The 16,315-nt window shown below is 56.1% G+C and carries 16 protein-coding genes; 12 read left to right on the plus strand and 4 right to left on the minus strand.

Annotation, left to right across the window (positions count from 1 at the left end):
* Positions 1-13: 13 nt before the first annotated feature.
* The 6 genes from rocF (at position 14) to VNX88_21360 (ending at position 5,159) form a co-directional block, all read left to right on the plus strand.
* Entirely contained in the window at positions 14-985 is a 972-nt protein-coding gene (gene rocF / locus VNX88_21335) for an arginase (GenBank protein HWY71223.1), read from the plus strand.
* Between the two features lie 225 nt (positions 986-1,210).
* Positions 1,211-2,179 (plus strand): amidohydrolase family protein, encoded by a 969-nt coding sequence (locus VNX88_21340; GenBank protein HWY71224.1) that lies wholly within the window; start codon positions 1,211-1,213, stop codon positions 2,177-2,179.
* A 62-nt stretch (positions 2,180-2,241) separates the two neighbouring features.
* Positions 2,242-3,123: an NAD(P)-dependent oxidoreductase gene (locus VNX88_21345; protein HWY71225.1), complete on the plus strand. Its 882-nt coding sequence runs from the start codon at positions 2,242-2,244 to the stop codon at positions 3,121-3,123.
* Positions 3,124-3,141: 18 nt separating this feature from the next.
* Positions 3,142-3,894: an SDR family oxidoreductase gene (locus VNX88_21350; GenBank protein ID HWY71226.1), complete on the plus strand. Its 753-nt coding sequence runs from the start codon at positions 3,142-3,144 to the stop codon at positions 3,892-3,894.
* 418 nt (positions 3,895-4,312) lie between these two features.
* Positions 4,313-4,873, plus strand: a complete 561-nt coding sequence (locus VNX88_21355) for a polymer-forming cytoskeletal protein (GenBank protein ID HWY71227.1) — start codon at positions 4,313-4,315, stop codon at positions 4,871-4,873.
* Positions 4,874-4,952: 79 nt separating this feature from the next.
* A complete protein-coding gene (locus VNX88_21360) occupies positions 4,953-5,159 on the plus strand; it encodes a hypothetical protein (protein ID HWY71228.1) in 207 nt (68 codons plus the stop codon).
* Positions 5,160-5,316: 157 nt separating this feature from the next.
* Here the strand turns inward: VNX88_21360 and VNX88_21365 are convergent, their stop codons facing one another.
* Together VNX88_21365 and VNX88_21370 are read right to left on the minus strand one after the other, a co-directional pair.
* Positions 5,317-5,874 carry an outer membrane beta-barrel protein gene (locus VNX88_21365; GenBank protein HWY71229.1) on the minus strand — a complete coding sequence of 186 codons (558 nt, stop codon included), beginning with the start codon at positions 5,872-5,874 and terminating at the stop codon, positions 5,317-5,319.
* Between the two features lie 322 nt (positions 5,875-6,196).
* On the minus strand, positions 6,197-6,586 hold the full coding sequence (locus tag VNX88_21370; GenBank protein HWY71230.1) for a S4 domain-containing protein: 390 nt from the start codon (positions 6,584-6,586) through the stop codon (positions 6,197-6,199).
* Positions 6,587-8,834: 2,248 nt separating this feature from the next.
* Here VNX88_21370 and VNX88_21375 point away from each other — a divergent pair.
* Positions 8,835-9,422 (plus strand): helix-turn-helix domain-containing protein, encoded by a 588-nt coding sequence (locus VNX88_21375; protein HWY71231.1) that lies wholly within the window; start codon positions 8,835-8,837, stop codon positions 9,420-9,422.
* Here the strand turns inward: VNX88_21375 and VNX88_21380 are convergent.
* A complete protein-coding gene (locus VNX88_21380) occupies positions 9,394-10,491 on the minus strand; it encodes a hypothetical protein (protein ID HWY71232.1) in 1,098 nt (365 codons plus the stop codon). The genes VNX88_21375 and VNX88_21380 overlap by 29 nt on opposite strands.
* Before the next feature lie 122 nt (positions 10,492-10,613).
* On the opposite strand from VNX88_21380, the gene VNX88_21385 reads away from it, so the two are divergent.
* From VNX88_21385 to VNX88_21400, 4 genes are all read left to right on the plus strand, one after another.
* The gene (locus VNX88_21385; protein HWY71233.1) at positions 10,614-11,150 is read left to right on the plus strand and encodes a TlpA disulfide reductase family protein; all 537 of its coding nucleotides are present in this window, start codon (positions 10,614-10,616) and stop codon (positions 11,148-11,150) included.
* 232 nt (positions 11,151-11,382) lie between these two features.
* The gene (locus VNX88_21390) at positions 11,383-11,904 is read left to right on the plus strand and encodes a hypothetical protein (GenBank protein ID HWY71234.1); all 522 of its coding nucleotides are present in this window, start codon (positions 11,383-11,385) and stop codon (positions 11,902-11,904) included.
* Positions 11,904-13,259 (plus strand): sensor histidine kinase, encoded by a 1,356-nt coding sequence (locus tag VNX88_21395; GenBank protein HWY71235.1) that lies wholly within the window; start codon positions 11,904-11,906, stop codon positions 13,257-13,259. Before VNX88_21390 ends, VNX88_21395 begins: the two co-directional genes overlap by 1 nt.
* Before the next feature lie 268 nt (positions 13,260-13,527).
* Positions 13,528-14,160: a response regulator transcription factor gene (locus tag VNX88_21400; protein HWY71236.1), complete on the plus strand. Its 633-nt coding sequence runs from the start codon at positions 13,528-13,530 to the stop codon at positions 14,158-14,160.
* Between the two features lie 50 nt (positions 14,161-14,210).
* On the opposite strand, the gene VNX88_21405 is transcribed toward VNX88_21400, so the two are convergent.
* Positions 14,211-15,749, minus strand: coding sequence for a glycosyltransferase family 39 protein (locus VNX88_21405; protein HWY71237.1), 1,539 nt, complete (start codon positions 15,747-15,749; stop codon positions 14,211-14,213).
* Positions 15,750-15,946: 197 nt separating this feature from the next.
* Here VNX88_21405 and VNX88_21410 point away from each other — a divergent pair.
* The coding region (locus tag VNX88_21410; protein ID HWY71238.1) for a hypothetical protein at positions 15,947-16,315 on the plus strand (369 nt) is incomplete at its 3' end.

The following is a 16,315-nucleotide window of genomic DNA, read 5'->3' on the forward strand; positions in this document are numbered from 1 at the left end:
CGGCAAGCGAAGAATGACAGATCGCCTCAAAGAGCTCGCTTCTCGACCGCACGGCGCGCCGACGCAAGTCGCGCCGCGGAAAATTCGCGTTATTGGTGTCCCACTTGATCTCGGACAGTCGCGGCGCGGCGTCGACATGGGTCCATCTGCCGTTCGCGTTGCGGGTCTCGAAGCAAAGCTCGAGTCGCTTGGGCTGATCGTCGAGGATGGCGGCAACATTCCGGTCGCCATAGCCGAGACCAAGAAAGAGGGCAATCCGCAGGCCAAGTATCTGAAGGAAATCGCTGCCACTTGTGCCAAAGAAGCTGATCTCGTGCTGAAGAGCCTGGAGCAGGGCATGATTCCGCTCGTCCTCGGCGGGGATCATTCCATCGCGGCGGGCACCGTGAGTGGAGTGGCTGAGTTCTATCGACGGCAGGAGCAGCGCATTGGCCTTATCTGGATCGATGCGCACAGCGACATCAATACTCCGGCCACATCACCAAGCGGCAACGTGCATGGCATGCCTTTGGCAGCAATCCTTGGGCTCTGGCAGGACGAACTCTCTCGTATCTACGATTTTTCACCCAAAGTATTGCCGGAAAATACCGTGATCATCGGCGTGCGCGACATTGATCAGGCGGAGAAGGAAAACATCAAGAACGCCGGCATTACCGAGGTGTACACGATGCGCGACATCGACGAACGTGGCATGCGCACCGTAATGGAAGAGGCCCTGCGTACCGCCGGACGCGGCACGGCGGGCTATCATGTCTCGCTCGACATGGACTGGATCGATCCCGAAGACGCCCCCGGTGTTGGCACCCCTGTGCGCGGCGGAGCTACATATCGCGAAGCTCACCTGGCGATGGAGATCATCGCTGATCACGGGCGTATGACTAGCCTGGAGATTGTCGAAGTGAATCCGGTGATCGACGAGCACAACCAGACGGCGATGTTGGCTGTGGAACTGGCTATGTCCGCATTTGGGAAGAAGATTCTGTAGGTTGCGGCCGCTGTAATGAGGGTTACGCCCTTTTCATTTCTGAATGCACCCGCATCACTTAACAATACTGTCATTCCTCGCGCCTGTAGCTGGCGCGGGGAATCTGCTGTTTGGCGGTACCTCAAGAAAACAGATCCCCGCGCGAAATCGCGCGAGGGATGACAGTGTAATAAGTTTGTTCATGGGCGCCCATTCGAGGGCGCTACACAATACAATTTCGAGCCTGTGATCACTCGACGTGACTTGCTCATTGCCGCAGCTGCAGCCGGAGCCGCAGAGCTGCTTCGGCCCATGACGGACGCTTTTGCCACCGCTTCCCAACCCACTACTCCGGTGAACTTCAAAGTTCCTCCGGGCGCATGCGATTGCCACGTGCACATCTTCGGAGATCCTCAGCGTTTTCCATTCGCTGCAACTCGGACGTACACACCTGAGACGGCAACCGTCGACGAGCTACGCAACGTGCATCGCGCGCTGCATCTCGACCGGGTGGTCGTCATTCAGGCGAGCGTCTATGGCACCGACAATTCCTGCACGCTAGACGCGATCAAGCAGCTTGGTCCGCGAGCTCGGGGCATCGCCGTCATCGACGAGAAGACCTCTTCCGCCGAGCTTGATCGGATGCATCGTAGCGGGATTCGTGGCGTTCGGATTAACCTCGGCACGGCCGGGCAAGATGATCCCGCCTTTGCGCGCGAACGTCTGCAAAAGGCCCTTCGGCAGGTTGAGGGCCGACCATGGCATATTCAGATGTATGTCGGTCTCCCAGTAGTAGCGGCGATCGAGAAGCAGCTTACTGCTGCCACAGTCCCGATCGTCTTCGACCACTTCGGAGGCGCTAAGGCTGCCCTCGGAGTCCAACAGGCCGGGATGGCTAGCCTGCTGCGGCTGCTTCAAAACGGGAAAGCATATGTGAAGATCTCTGGCGCGTACCGTGCATCCACGGCTGCTCCGGATTATCAGGATGCGACAGCGCTGGCGAAAGTTTTTGTCGCTGCCAATCCAGAACGCGTTCTATGGGGCACAGATTGGCCGCACCCGGATACCGCCGCTGGTCGCGAACCTTCGGAGATATCTCCCCTGCTTCCGATTGACGACGGGCGCCTGTTGAACTTGCTTGCAGCGTGGGTTCCGAATATCGCTCGGCGCAAAGTGATCCTGGTGGATAATCCTGCGAAGTTGTATGGGTTTTGATGAGAAGGATTCTCTGGGTATCCGGAATTATCCCCCTTCGTTCCCTGTAACCTAACCTAGTCATGAAAATAGGATTTGTCGGTCTGGGAAGCATGGGCTCGGCTATAGCTCGCAATCTGATCCAAGCTGGGCATGAGCTGATCGTTTACAACCGCACCCGGAATCGCGCAGAAGCGTTTCGTGCACTCGGAGCGCAGGTTGCGGAGACACCGGCGGAGGCTGCGGCGGGAGTTGAGGTCGTCTTCACCATGTTGGCGGATGATGCCGCCACGGAAGATGTGGTGTTCAGCGAGCGTGGGCTTCTTAGCTCGCTACCTGCCGGCAAAGTCCACGTATGCTGCAGTACGATCAGCGTGGCGCTCTCGCGCAGGTTGGCGGCAGCGCATCGCGACAAGCGCCAAGACTACATCGCCGCTCCGGTATTTGGCCGGCCTGAAGCCGCGGCGGCGGCCAAGTTGTTCATCGTAGCAGCGGGACCTCAGAGGCAGATCGAGCTCTGCCGGCCGCTATTCGATGTCGTTGGGCAAAAGACATTTGTTATCGGTGAAGATGCGCCTGCAGCGCACGTGATCAAGCTCACAGGAAATTTTCTGATTTCTACAGTGATCGAAGCGCTCGCGGAAGGGTTCGCGCTAGTCCGCAAATCGGGGGTTGATGCCAATCAGTTCCTGGAGGTGCTGACGAATTCGTTGTTCTCCGCGCCGGTCTACAAGACTTATGGCGCACTGCTTGCGTCCGAGAAGTTTGAGCCTGCAGGCTTCAAGCTGCCGCTCGGGCTCAAAGACAATCGGCTCGTAATCGCTGCAGCAGAACAAGCCGCGGTACCGATGCCGATGGCGAGCCTGGTGCACGATCGCTTTCTCGCTGCTATTGCTCAAGGGCTAAGCGAGTCGGACTGGTCGGCTATCGCGAAGATTTCTTTTTGGAACGCTGGACTGCAATAAGTACAACAGAGGAGGCACTTGGACCTGAACGGGAAAGTAGCGCTCGTAACCGGCGGTGGTACCGGCGTGGGGCGTGCAATCGTCTTGCAATTAGCGCGGCTCGGCGCTGCCGTTGCCGTGAATTACTCAAAGTCGAAGGACGAGGCTGACGCAACTGCCAAGGAAGCTCAAGGTTACGGCGTGCGGGCTTTGGCGATTCAGGCTGATGTCGCAGACGAATCTCAGGTCCAGCTCATGGTTGAACAGGTGACACAGCGGCTTGGTCCGGTTGAAATCCTGGTCAACAATGCCGCCTTCACGCGGTTTACCGATCTCTCCGACCTCCACGCTCTGAGTCAGCAGGATTGGAATCGCACCTTTGCCGTCAACGTGAATGGCACTTTGTATTGCACACGCGCGGTCGTTCCGAGCATGAAGGCAAAGGCTTGGGGTCGCGTGGTGAACGTCTCCTCGGTCGCGGCCTTTACTGGAGGAGGAAGCTCCATCGCTTACTGCGCGTCGAAAGCTGCCATCCTTTCGCTCACTCGCTCGTTCGCGAAGGTACTTGGACCCGAGATCACGGTAAATGCAGTGGCGCCGGGGTTGATCGAGACGCGCTGGGTGGCCTCTATGAAGCGACTAGACGAATTCAGAGAATCGTGGAAGAAAGATACCGCGCTGGGCAAGGTGCTGACTCCGGACGATGTGGCGGAGGCCGCCGTTAGCCTGATCGCCAGCATGAGCCTGGTGACGGGCCAGACGATCATTGTGGATGGCGGCTGGCGGATGTAGGAGAGTCAGGGAACCGGGGAGGCGGTGACGCGGCGTGGTGTATCCCGAGCCGCATAATAGCGATACAAGCATGCTGCGTCTCTAGAAACCTAAGGCTTTTGTCCGACGAAAGAAGTGCTCCGTAGGCACGCAAGTTTTACATCGCAAGGGCTTTGTACGCGCATGAATCGCGTGAAACGAGAGTTGCTCAAATGTCGTACTGGAGCGGGGTTGGGCCTAGTTCGGCTTAAGAGGAAAACTTCGGAACTTTAGGTGCTCATGTGGTTTCCACAGTCCTGCGCGAGCGGTACACTCAGCTAGCAAAGCAAGACGCCAGCACCTTCCCCGTTTGCTCTTGGCCAGCGTCAAGGAGCTGATAAGTTAGAGTTGGAGCTTGCGGCACTTGAACTCGAAAGAGAATTGAAGGAGACAAAACTCAATGTGGAAGCCAGCCAACCCCCCAACGTCGAACCAGCCGGGCAATAACAATCCGACTGTCGGCTCGACTCAAACCAAACCGGCGCCTGCTCCGTCTATGGAGACGCGTCCGACGCCCGCTGCTGTTGAACCAACTCCGGCCCCGGCCAATCGCAACGCCGTTCTCAACACCCAGGAACAGGCGACGATCGGCAAGAGCCTTGTCATTAAGGGTGAAGTGACCGGTTCCGAGTCGCTGTACATCGACGGCAAGGTTGAAGGCTCCATTCAACTGCCCGGCAATCGTGTAACCATCGGCCGCAATGGTCAGGTCTCGGCCAACATCAATGCCCGCGAAGTGGTCGTGCTCGGCAAAGTCCGCGGTAACCTGAATGCCAGCGATCGCGTGGATATCCGCAACGAAGGCTCGCTCACCGGCGACGTCGTTGCGCAGCGCATCAGCATCGAAGATGGCGCCTTCTTCAAGGGCGGCATCGACATTCGCAAGCCTGGGCAGCAGAAGAACGATTCGAAGGAGCCTGTCTCGATCGAGTCTTCGGCCGTGGCCGCGGCTCGCGCGTAGTTTTTGATCTATCTGACGGGCCTGTTCCTGCCGCTTGACGGATGGGAACAGGCCACGCAGAAGAAAAGGTCGAAGTCAGATGTTGGAAAAATTTCTGCAAGTCTTGTCGCTAAGCTGTCGTCATCGCCACACCTCGAAGCCCTTCGCGGCAGCCAGCGCCTCCGTCGGACGCAACTCCGACTGGGAGCCGATCGGCCAAGGCGGCCACTACGTCGTTTGTCTCGATTGCGGCCAAAAGTTCGATTACGACTGGCGCACGATGCAGGTAGTGCGGAAGGTCAGCTAATCGCAATTTTCGGATGACCCGAAAACGGACTCACCGAGAGGCTTAGCCTAGTTATCTTCAAAAAGTATCGCGTGCTTCACCTGGCTTGCATTCCAGGATGAGGCACGCGATTTTTCTGTGAAACGGGACGGGGAGGGGAACCCCATCCCACACAGGTTTACAGTCCGCGGCCGAACTTCGGGTGGAAGGTCACCCCGAACGACAGCCGGATGTTGTTTTGTGTCTGGCTGCCGAAACGGGTCATGAGGTAGTCGAACTGGAAGAGGCGGATCGAAACTACATCCGAAGCCCTCCAGTCATAACCACCGCCGAGAGCCGTAGCGAATGCGTTATCGGAAGCAGAAATGGTCGTGCCCAGAACGTCGGCACTGACGTTGTCATGCGCGAAGCCGAAGAGGCCGTGAACAAAAACGGCGCCTTTTTCGTTGGGCATCTTGAATTCCGGACCAAACATGTAGGTGTAGATGGAGTTCTTGGCTCCGTTTTGGGTCTTGTAGCTGCCGTTGATGTCTCCCGAGATGCCGAAAGCCGGGGTCAGCCTCAGTGTCGCCATGCTCTCCCAACCATTCTGGTTGATAGCATCGGCGCCCTGGCCGGGGTTAAAGCGGGTATAGGAATATCCGCCGAATACGTCTAACTTGTCCGACGACTTCTGCGCGAAGAGCGAGAAGCTCGTGGCAAGCACAAATAAACTTGCGAACAGGATTTTCCTCATAAACCTGGTTCCTCCAGTGGCGAACAAAGATTTGTTCGAGCTAAATTTTCCCGGGGTGTTAGCGGCAAAGATAAGCTGTGTGGAAACAGTGGAAAAGAGTCCTATAGACCATTGCGTAATCCCGGACTTCGGTAATGTTAGAGTTCAGATAACGCACGGATTATGCCATAAGCGGCTTATATTCAGTAGATTGCATGGATTGGGCATAGGACATTCAGAGGCCACTCATCTTGGGACTACTATCGTCGTTGTTAGTTCTAACAGGCTGAAATCGCTCCACTTTTGGGAAGGGCCAAATATCTCAGGCACGGTTGACGGTGATCTATATACAGCCGTGCTGAGAACGGAATTGGATGATCTTGCGGCGATCGCGCTTCGAAGGCCGCCTTTCGGGAGCAGGAGTGAAAACCTTCATAGCCTTGCGCTCTTCTATCGCCTTCATGCGTGCTTCACGACTTGAGTCGGTCTCACGATAGAGGGTTTGAGCTAACGCGGCCGGACCGCGAATTTCACTGAGAAGGAGCACCTCAACCTGAAACTCCCCAGAATCAGTTCGAATTTGCAGAAGCTCTCCTACACGAACCGCGCGCGCAGGTTTGGCAGGCTGAGAGTTGGACTGAATCCTGCCAAGCTCACAGGCACGCGCAGCTAAAGCACGCGTCTTGAAGAATCTCGCTGCCCAAAGCCACTTATCGATTCGTACGCCAGTCATGGTTTGCGATGAGTTGATTGTACTGAGGCAGGAGTTACTTGGGGGGGAGCCCAACGTGAGCGAGGCACTATCGGACGACCCAGCTAAGCTATCTGTCACGAGCGTGCTCCAGCAGTACCGGCGGCAGTAGCCGCCGGGTCAGCGAGGGACGACCGAGCTGTGTTCGCTGCGCTCCCACTAAGCCAGCGGCCCGCCGCCGCCGGTACCGATGTCGTACCAATCGCTTATTGCTTATCAAAAACAATCACGGCCTGCATCCTTGCGAATGCAGGCCGTGGAATGTGGTGAGATGTCCTCTTTCGAGCTGGCCGACTCTGTTGCCAAAACCGGCTGCTCACACAATCCGGTGAATTTGTCACTCATCGTGCCCCCTTCCGTTACCGGAAGTTTTACGCTGAAACACGCCTTGCGACGTCTTCCTGCGAGTGCCCGAGGAGCGAAGCCTGTTGCCTGATTTCGACAGGCCGTCCACCGATTCGCTGCTCTTTGTTATCCCTCGCCCTCTCGGGTCTGAGATAGGGCCACAGACGATCCGAAAAACTTTCGTCTTCCAGTGTTTCTGTGGTCTCTAGGCTGGCCCGTCTATTTCAGCGGCTTTCGCCACTGAAGAACTGCCAGTCTTGCAGGCCATCTGGATTGCAGATGAGCTTTCGCTCACCCAGCATCACAGTTGGTCTTTCGCCGATTGTCCGTCGTGACTTGCGCCACGCTGTTAAGGTCAACCGGGCTTTTGCCTTGCATGATTCCGCACTCGACTCGCGCCAAATGGTTCGTCATGCCTGGACTTGCCGAACAGCTTCGTCCCTAAATTTCCGATTCCAAGCGAACCCGGACTCAGTTTCGGCGAAGCTGCCATCATCAATCGCCGCCTTCGTCCCGACTCTTCGGGACGCCTTCGACCGACTGACAACCGCAAAACCCGCTTTGACTTACGTCATGCGCTGGGTTGCGATTTTATTGCCGTGATCAGCAGAACGCTTCCGCAATCTGCTCGTGCAACTCGCCCTTGCGGGCTGCTACTCGCGTATTCCTTTTCGGGAATATCGAATCCATTGCAATCACTGTTTCCAGCATGACTGCAACTTGCTGCCGACTTGCGCCGGCAACTGCGGCAACTTGGCTGTGATGCAGAGTTTTGAATCAAGCTTGCGCCTAACTCAAAAACCTCCGTCCACAGTGCTGATCTCTTCTGCCTGCAGAAGCTTCGAGAATGCGCTTCGGTTGCCCTCTAGCGCGCTCCCGCATGAAGCGCAGCTTACGCCGGTCTTCATGCTTGCAGGTTGGCGAACTTGCCGACTTACGCCGCCTTGTTCTCACAGGATGAAGCCGTGAAGCCTCAACCCGTTTTCAACCTGCCGGAACTTTCGGATGTCGAAGACTTGCGCCTCCGATTTTCCTAGCACCATCTTCGCAGTCTTTTGAACTGCACTTCCGGTGCGATTCCGTTGGCTTCCGGTCTCAAGCGGTTATTCGCCGCCTGATTCCTTACACCCGACAACAACTTACGCTGCCGCCGTTTGCTTGCCCGTCTGCATCTTCGATTTCAGCAACCGATCACTTTCCAACTTTCGTTGTGTGCGACCGGCCCTTGTTCGATTGAACTCTCGACCTCGTCTCGCGTCAGAACCGGCCTTGCGGCCTGTTCCTCTCCGACGAAGCTGCGGGCCCAACCGATTGTTTCAAGCTTTAGGTCCCCTTGCGGAAATCTCAGCTTTGAAACTCAGGCTCGAGCGATTCAGGACATCTCACGCTCGCGTGTTAGGGAATTTACTCTTTTCAGAAATACGAGCAAGCGAAATACGCGCCGATTTTGTGGGTTTCCTGTTTAAAAGTGGTCCCTCTTGTGGAGTTTCGTGGAAAAGGTGTTAGCCCTTCTGTTGGTGCACAAATTCTTGTGCGAGATCTAGCAAGCTGCGAGATCACAAGCGGACAATTCTCTGGGCGAATAGATCGGGATATCCTCGGCCCGACGTCGCACTATGAAATCGCCTGGCGCACCTGCCGGATGTTTCCGCGTGGATTCCACTCGTTGTAGGGGAATCCGAGACTGCACGGTCATAGAGACGACAACCCGCGCGAGGGCGCGCGTCGGTCCCTTTTTCTAAGTTCTTTGTTGTTTTGTACGGTTTTCCGAACAAACTGCGCCTGAGAGCGGTCAGCGCATCAATCCACGCGATGATGGCAGAACGTTTTTCTAAATCTCTCCGCGCGAAACGGCGCGGAGATTTCCAGGGAAGAAGCCAAATTCGTGGACCGCAAACCCGAGTTGTTGCTTGCTGACGTTGATGAACGAACTCGAACGCTCTGCCGCCACGTTGCCGAGGAGCTGAATTGCGAGCTTGTGATCGTATCCGACCACGATGCAGTCCTGAGCATGGTGCGGCGTGGCAGCTTCTCCGCCGTACTTCTCGACGCCAAATTGATTCCTGATTCGCTGCAACTGCTGTCGGAGATCAAGGCGAGCTCAGCCAGAATCGAAGTAATCCTGATCGAGGAAAACGCGACCGCCCCTTCCGCGGTCCGATCGATCAAGGCCGGTTTTTCTGATTATCTTGAGAAGCCGTTAGACATGGAAACACTGGAGCGGTCAATCGAGGAAGCCCTGAAGTCTTACCAGAGCTTCCAGCCTTCTATTCCTACTTTGGAACAACTCGAAAGACAGGCCATCGAGCAGGCGATGGCGCAGGCGGAAGGGGACAAGATTGAAGCCGCGCGCCTGCTCTCGATTGGTAAGACAACCCTGTATCGCAAGCTGAGGCAATACGGAAACTATTCCCGGAAGCACCGCGGGCCGGCCCGTCACGCCGCTAGAAGCGTCGTGAGTAGGCCGCAATGATCGTGTAGTCGGCGAAGGCAGCGTCGCCGTGGGTGTGGTTTTGAATATCCGCGGTGCTGATCTTTCGATTCCTCTCCATTGCCCAGGGAGCGGTTACGTTCAGCGTGTTCTTGCCATAGGAGAACGCCAGGCCCGGCTCGATTGAAATTACATATCCCGGACGCCGGAACCCGTTGCTGGCGCCGAAGGCATCTCGCACCGGCACCCCTTCCATTCTGCCGCCAAGGCTCAACGCCAGATTGCGAACCTTCGGCACATTGTGCGAAAACCCACCGCGCCAGAGGTATTGATCCGTCACGGACATTACGTCCTCATGCGGCGCGCTGCGGAAGGTCTTTACGCCGTTGGTATCACGCGGATTAAACAGCCACGAGCCGGTGAAGTAGAGCATGGTGTGGAAATACACTTCGCGATAAGCCTGCGTCGCCAGCGTGAATCCCCAACTTCCGTCCCCGGGCTGGATGGATTGGTCGAAGTTGCGTGTCTGCCTGGTGCCATTGGCCAGAATCGTGGTGCCTTGGGCGTCGTTGATGCCGGTCGGCATCTTGAGCGCCATGGAAAAGGCGATATTGCCGTGACTCTCTGTCGGTGGACGAAATACCCACGCCTGCACCCCGGCGGTAATGTCACCGATTCCACCCACGCGCGAGACATTCACGTTGCCCTGCTGACGGCGCGTCGCCGTCATCGCGGGTATATCTCCAACGATGCTGAACCGCGGCGTCAACTGATAGTTGAACGAGAGATCGTACAGATTCACGTGGTTCTGAACTTGGTTGTGCAAGATAGCCCGGCGGACCTGATAGTCGGTGCCAACGTAGTGCGCGTAAGAGCTATAAGTGCGGAATCCCACGGTGACCGTCAGATTGTGAAGCCTGTCGATCCAACTCCCGCCGTGAAAAGGCTGCACCTGATTGGTCGGATCCAAGCCGGAAACCAATGGCTGTTCGACATGGGCTGCTACGCAGCCTTGTCCGACTGCAGGCACGGAGAGTGCGGACAAAAAGAGCATGCCAGTAGCCAAGACAAGTGCCTTCAAGAGATTCTTGCTAATGGAGGTGCGGTTCATGGAAACTCCAGGCAGCAGACTTTTGTTTCAGTCACCAATCTGCGATGCGGCAGTACATCGTATGTAGCTGGTGCAGACAATAATGCAAATGCATTATTGGGACGACATGTACATTGAAGACCATGGAATCGACTCGACGTCGCCTGCTGGCCTTATCGGTCCTCGCGGTTTTGCTCCTGACTAACTGCTCTGCCTTTGCAAGAAACGTTCGCAAGCTCAGCCTGCGTGATCTCGAGGGCGACAAAGTCCGAATGTCGGACTACCAGGGGCGAATCGTGGTTCTTAACTTCTGGGCCACGTGGTGTGGGCCATGCAAGGAAGAACTTCCGCGTCTCGGAATAATGGCGCAGGACTATGCCTCGAAGAACGTGGCGTTTGTCCTGGCCTCGATCGACGAGCAAAAGAACTTGCCCGCTGTCCACGATTACGTGACGCAGCAAAAGATCGCTTTGCCTGTGTGGGTTGGGGCGACGGTTGATCTGTTGGAACAGCTCTCGGGCATCAATGTAGTTCCTGCCACCCTGATCATCGATGAAAAAGGTGAGATTGTTCGTGCTATCAACGGCGAAGCCCGCGAAGAAGATGTAAAGGAAGCCGTAGACTGGCTCTTAAACGGAAAGAATGGGCAGGCGCCCACGGAGCGCGTGAAACGGTATTGAGAACACATAGAGACGCAGCATTCCGCGTCTGTACCGAACAAAAAAATTCCCGCCTGCTGAGGCGGGATCGATTCGATAGGGTGATCACAATGTAGCCGCCGGCTCCTGGCTGCACCATAGTGTTTTTGTAGTATCGTGCTCCTAATCTAAAAGGATTACATACGTTTGGGCTGTATTCATCGGCACAGACCGGCCTTGATATCTGTCTCCAGTCAAATCGCGTGAGGTGAGGATGAAGCGTTTGAAGAGAATCATTTTGTGCGTCGCCGTACTGCTCGCCGGTTCCGCAGCGCAGACCGCAAGCAGTAAAGGCGTCATTCTGGTATCAGAGCAGCGTTTGAAACAGCTACTTCCTGCAACCGTCTTCATTGACGGCGAGAACGTGCCCACTCAGGAACGCAATGCCGCTCTGGTCCAACTGCCCGATGGAAAGATCTTGCTTGCCAGCCTGGTCGACACGGCTGGCTATAGCTCTGCCTACCAGCAGAAGTACGCTGGTGTTCTGCTGTCCCAAACTGGATTCGCCATCGGTTCGAAGAACTTCGCTGCCGGAGCTTACGCCATCGGTCAGAAGAAAAACGGCGAATCGGTCACCATGTACGTGTACAACCTCGGCGGAGAACAATTGGCTGAGCTTCCCACAGAGAAGCAGGAAAACCTGCGGCCGTTGAAGCCTCTTCAGGTGATCGCCGCTGCCGACGGATCAGCGCGGCTGTACCTTGGGCCGTACTACCTTTCTCTTGCAGGTCGGTAGTGGCACAGCGGCTCGCCAGTGCGCGTTCTGCCACCGCCGGATTGTTGTTAGGTCTCGCGGTAACTCTGGCGGCCGTCGTCGCTTATTCCTGGTATGTCACGCGGCAGATCTCCGGCTTGCGCGAATTGCAAACGTCCATCACGGAGCGCAGCCGGATGGACTCGCTTCAGTTGTTACGAATCCAGAACACGCTGAACAGTATTGCACTGGGAATGCGCGATGTTCTCGATAACGTTGAGTCCTATCCTGTGACCGCCTTCCAGGGCCAATTCCAGCGGTTACGCACCGATCTTGAAGACGGGATGCGTCGCGAGCAAGCCGTTTCCGTTGCCACTCGTACTCCCGAGCAGCGTCAATACCTCGAGAGTTCTGTAGCAGAATTCTGGAATGCGCTGGATCGCGTCTTCGATCTGTCCCGCAATGGTAAAGAAGAGGAAGCCCGCTCACAGATCCGTCTCTCGCTTCAACCGCGGGAAGCAGCGTTGAGCATAGCTGTTGCCCGCCTGCTTGTGGAGAACAATGAGAGCGAGCAGCAAGCCGCACAGCAGGTGATCGATATTTATCGCCGCGTGGAGAGCCGGGCATACACCTTTCTCATTGCAGCTCTTGCGGCAATCGTGCTTACCAGCGTGCTGCTGATCCGCTCGAACCGGGAACTCTTTCGCCGGCTGGCCACGCTTTCCGAGCAGCGCAGCGATCTGGCCCAGAAGCTGATCTCGACGCAGGAGTCGACTCTGAGCTACGTTTCACGTGAGTTGCATGATGAGTTCGGACAGATACTCACCGCGCTTGGAGCCATGCTCACGCGGGCGGCCAAGCGCAATCCCGATACGGAACTAAATGAGAGTCTACGGGAAATTCGCGATGTTGCGCAGTCGGCTTTGGATAAGGTGCGTACGCTTTCACAGGCGTTGCATCCGGTGATGCTCGATGAGGCGGGACTCGAACAGAGCCTTGATTGGTACCTGCCAACCGTCGAACGTCAGACGGGAATTGCCATCTCGTATGAAAAGTCCGGAACCGCTTTTGAAGTTCCACGCAGCGTCGGCGTTCATATTTATCGTGTGGTACAGGAAGCGCTGAACAACGTAAAACGGCATTCGGGAGCGCAGCGCGCCTGGGTGCGTCTGCGCTTCCTCGCCGATGCGTTGGAGGTTGAGATTGAAGATCATGGTCGCGGGCTCGCAACATCCAATGGCTCGCGCGGTATCGGACTCGTAGGAATGCGGGAGCGGGCGCAGCTAATTGGAGCGGAGCTCAGCTTTGCACAACCGGCGGAAGGGGGTACGGTGGTAAGGCTACGAGTACCACGAAGCACCGCGGAGGCCCCTAAGGAGCCAGAGCCTGTTGGCTAGATTCCGGTTATGAACGTGCTTGGGAAGGGTGACCGGCGCTCAGCCGGAAATCCAGCCAAAGCGCATAACAAGGAAAAACAACAGGGGATTTTGCGAATGCGATCTCGAAACCATTGAATTCTGCCCAAAATATGCAAAATTTCGCTCAAGACCAGGGAATTAACAGGGAGTTCTGTGGATTTCTCTCCAAGCGACCATTAGCAAAGCACTTGCTGCTCTTTTGCGGGGGATGCAAAAAAATAACAGGGAACTATCAGGAAACTGCTGAGTGACGAAACACAAAATCTCCGTCCTGCTGGTTGACGATCACAGCCTCGTGCGTCGGGGATTTCGCCGAATACTTGAGGACGAGAGCGACCTGCAGGTGGTTGGTGAAGCCAGCAGCGGCAGCGAAGCTGTGGAACTTGCGCGCAAGCTCAAGCCGCAGGTGATCCTGATGGACTGCGCCCTGCAGGGCGAGAGCGGCATTACGGCTACACGAAACATCGTCGCGATGCTGCCCGAAACCGCAGTTCTCATGTTAAGCATGCATTCAGAAGAGACGCTGGTCCGGCAATCGCTCGAAGCCGGCGCCCGCGGATATATCTTAAAGAGCGCAGCCGACCTTGATCTGGCTGCAGCGATTCGTCGCGTTCTCGATGGAAACGTAGTTCTCGATCCGCAGGTGAAGCGTGCGGAAACGCTCAGAGGAGAACGCACGGCAGGACTCACTGCTCGCGAGCTCGAAATACTTCAGCTCATCGCGATCGGGAAGTCGAACAAGGAAATTGCCAGCGACCTCGATCTCAGCGTGAACACGGTCTCAGTCCATCGAGCCAACATCATGAATGCGCTCGGGCTACACAAGACGGCGGAACTCGTGGTGTACGCGATCCGCAATGGTCTGGTGAACCTTCCGTGAATCGACAGCTTGGGGCATGCCAGAAACAGTTTCTCAAACCCTCACACTCTCTAGGTGCACTTTACTTCGAACAAGACGAACTCACGGCCTTGCCCGTGCGTCTCGGCCAACTCTTTCTCGGAGCAACCGTAGGAGGGCAGTCTGGAGGGTAGCAGTCCAGGGGGACTTAGCGGATCGGGAGTGGTGTCATACGCGTATAGGAACTCGCGTTCGTAGATATCGTGTCCGCCCTCGATCAGGTCCTCGCGTTCGCCAATTGAATAAGAGACGTCCCGGACCGTGAGCCTCAGACCTGCCGAGTTCGATAATGACGACGCCTTTATGATGCGAATGGGAATCTCTCCAGAGGACTGGCGGATCGCCAGAGGAGCGCCTGCCAGGTCGTCGGAGGCAAAAACCGGTTCTCCGGCGGGAATTGCAAATGTAGTGAACACTGGTCGGTCAGGGCGGTGTGTGAGGTCGTATTCGAGAGACAATACTCCAACTGCAGCAATCGCAAGCGTACATCGCAATGCCCATTTTGGGCTTATTCGAAGAATCGAGTGTCCGGCAAGCAGGTAATAAGGAATTACGGCGATGATCAAGTAGCGCTCTTGCCAAATAGGCTTGACGAGCATGCTGAAGCCAAAAACAAAAGCTATGATGGCGACTGAGAGCAGCAGGAACAGACTCGCGAAGCGCCGCTCAACTTTGCGACGAGTCCAAATCGCGATTGCTACCGGCACGTTTAGCACCACCGCTCCCAGACTGCTTCCAAGAAGATGTGTGAGCGTTTTCCATTCGAGTGCCGGTGTCAGTTTGGAAATCCACGAAATGTTGTGAAGAACTCTTGCGGGAGCGGGAGAAAGCAGCTTTACCGCGAGAACCCAGGCAAAGAGTGATAGCAACGCAGGCAGGCAACCGAAGAATCGATTCCGGAAGCCTCGTCGTGTCAGGGCAGCGTGTGCAAGTTCGCATCCAACGACGGCCAGGCCGGCAACGTGCACCATCACCAAAGCCACATTTACGAAGGCCCACAAGAAGCGCAAGGACGAACGCTCAGCGCCTTGCTTCAAATACAAATCCAAGGACCACACAGACAGGAAACAGAGAAGCGAGTACATGCGTACTTCCTGGCTATACAAAATCAGGAAAGGATTGCATGCGATTGCGAACAGCAGCGCAAGCTTCAGCCCGCGTGAGAGCCTTGTTCGCTTCATGCAACTCCAGAGCGGTAACAACGTGAGCGCGGAAAACAACACTGAGAACAATCGCAACCCGGCGACAGACGCCCCAACTACTGAGATCCAGAACTTGAGCAACATGTAGTAGAGAGGCGGATGAACCCGGTCAACAATTAACTGGCGCAAGAGATTACTCCACCGCGACTTCGCGACGAATACGCTAAACGCTTCGTCGCACCAGAGCGAATAAGTACCAAGGTGCCGCAATCGCAGTGCGATGTAGATGAACGAGACGGCGGCGAGCGCTGCCAGCGAAACTGCGGGATGGAAGTACCAGGTCGGCCGATGGTTAGCTGCAGAAGGGCGGAACTCTTCAACTCGGACGCCGACATTCCCTGTGCCGAGCGGTTCCAGGTTTGAGGACATATTCGAGCATAACCCGATCTCTTCGGGCGGTACTCGGGAAAATCGCGGAATTTTCACGGGGGATTCGCCCGTCTACATCTCGTACTCATAAATAACGGCTTTCCTCCATATTCTGTCGGGTCTCTTGGGTACACTAGTCGCGCATGAACCGCAGGAGCTTCGTCGTTAACTCGGCCGTGTGCGCTCTGTCAACAGCGATGACACCCTCGTTCGCCGCTGCCGAATCGAATGACGCTGATACCAGGAATTCTCAGAATTCAAGTCCCCAAAAAGCAAATCTCAAGCTAGGCACGCAACATGGTGACAGCGATGACATCCTGAAGGTAATGGCGGGCTTTGGCGTGAATCACATCTGTGCTCTTCCGCCCGAATTGGAGAAGGGTGGCGACTGGTCGGTTGAGGCGCTGACGCGAAAGCGCGAGTACATCGAGTCCTATGGGATAAAGGCCGATGCGTTGCGGCTGATTCATCCCAGCTATGTTGCGAAGTCAGAGATTCGGAACGTGATGACCGGTAAGAGCCCGGAGCGCGATCGAGAGATCGACGCGATCTGCGAGAAGATGCGC

The sequence above is a fragment of the Terriglobales bacterium genome (assembly GCA_035567895.1).
Lineage (GTDB): Bacteria > Acidobacteriota > Terriglobia > Terriglobales > Acidobacteriaceae > Gp1-AA112.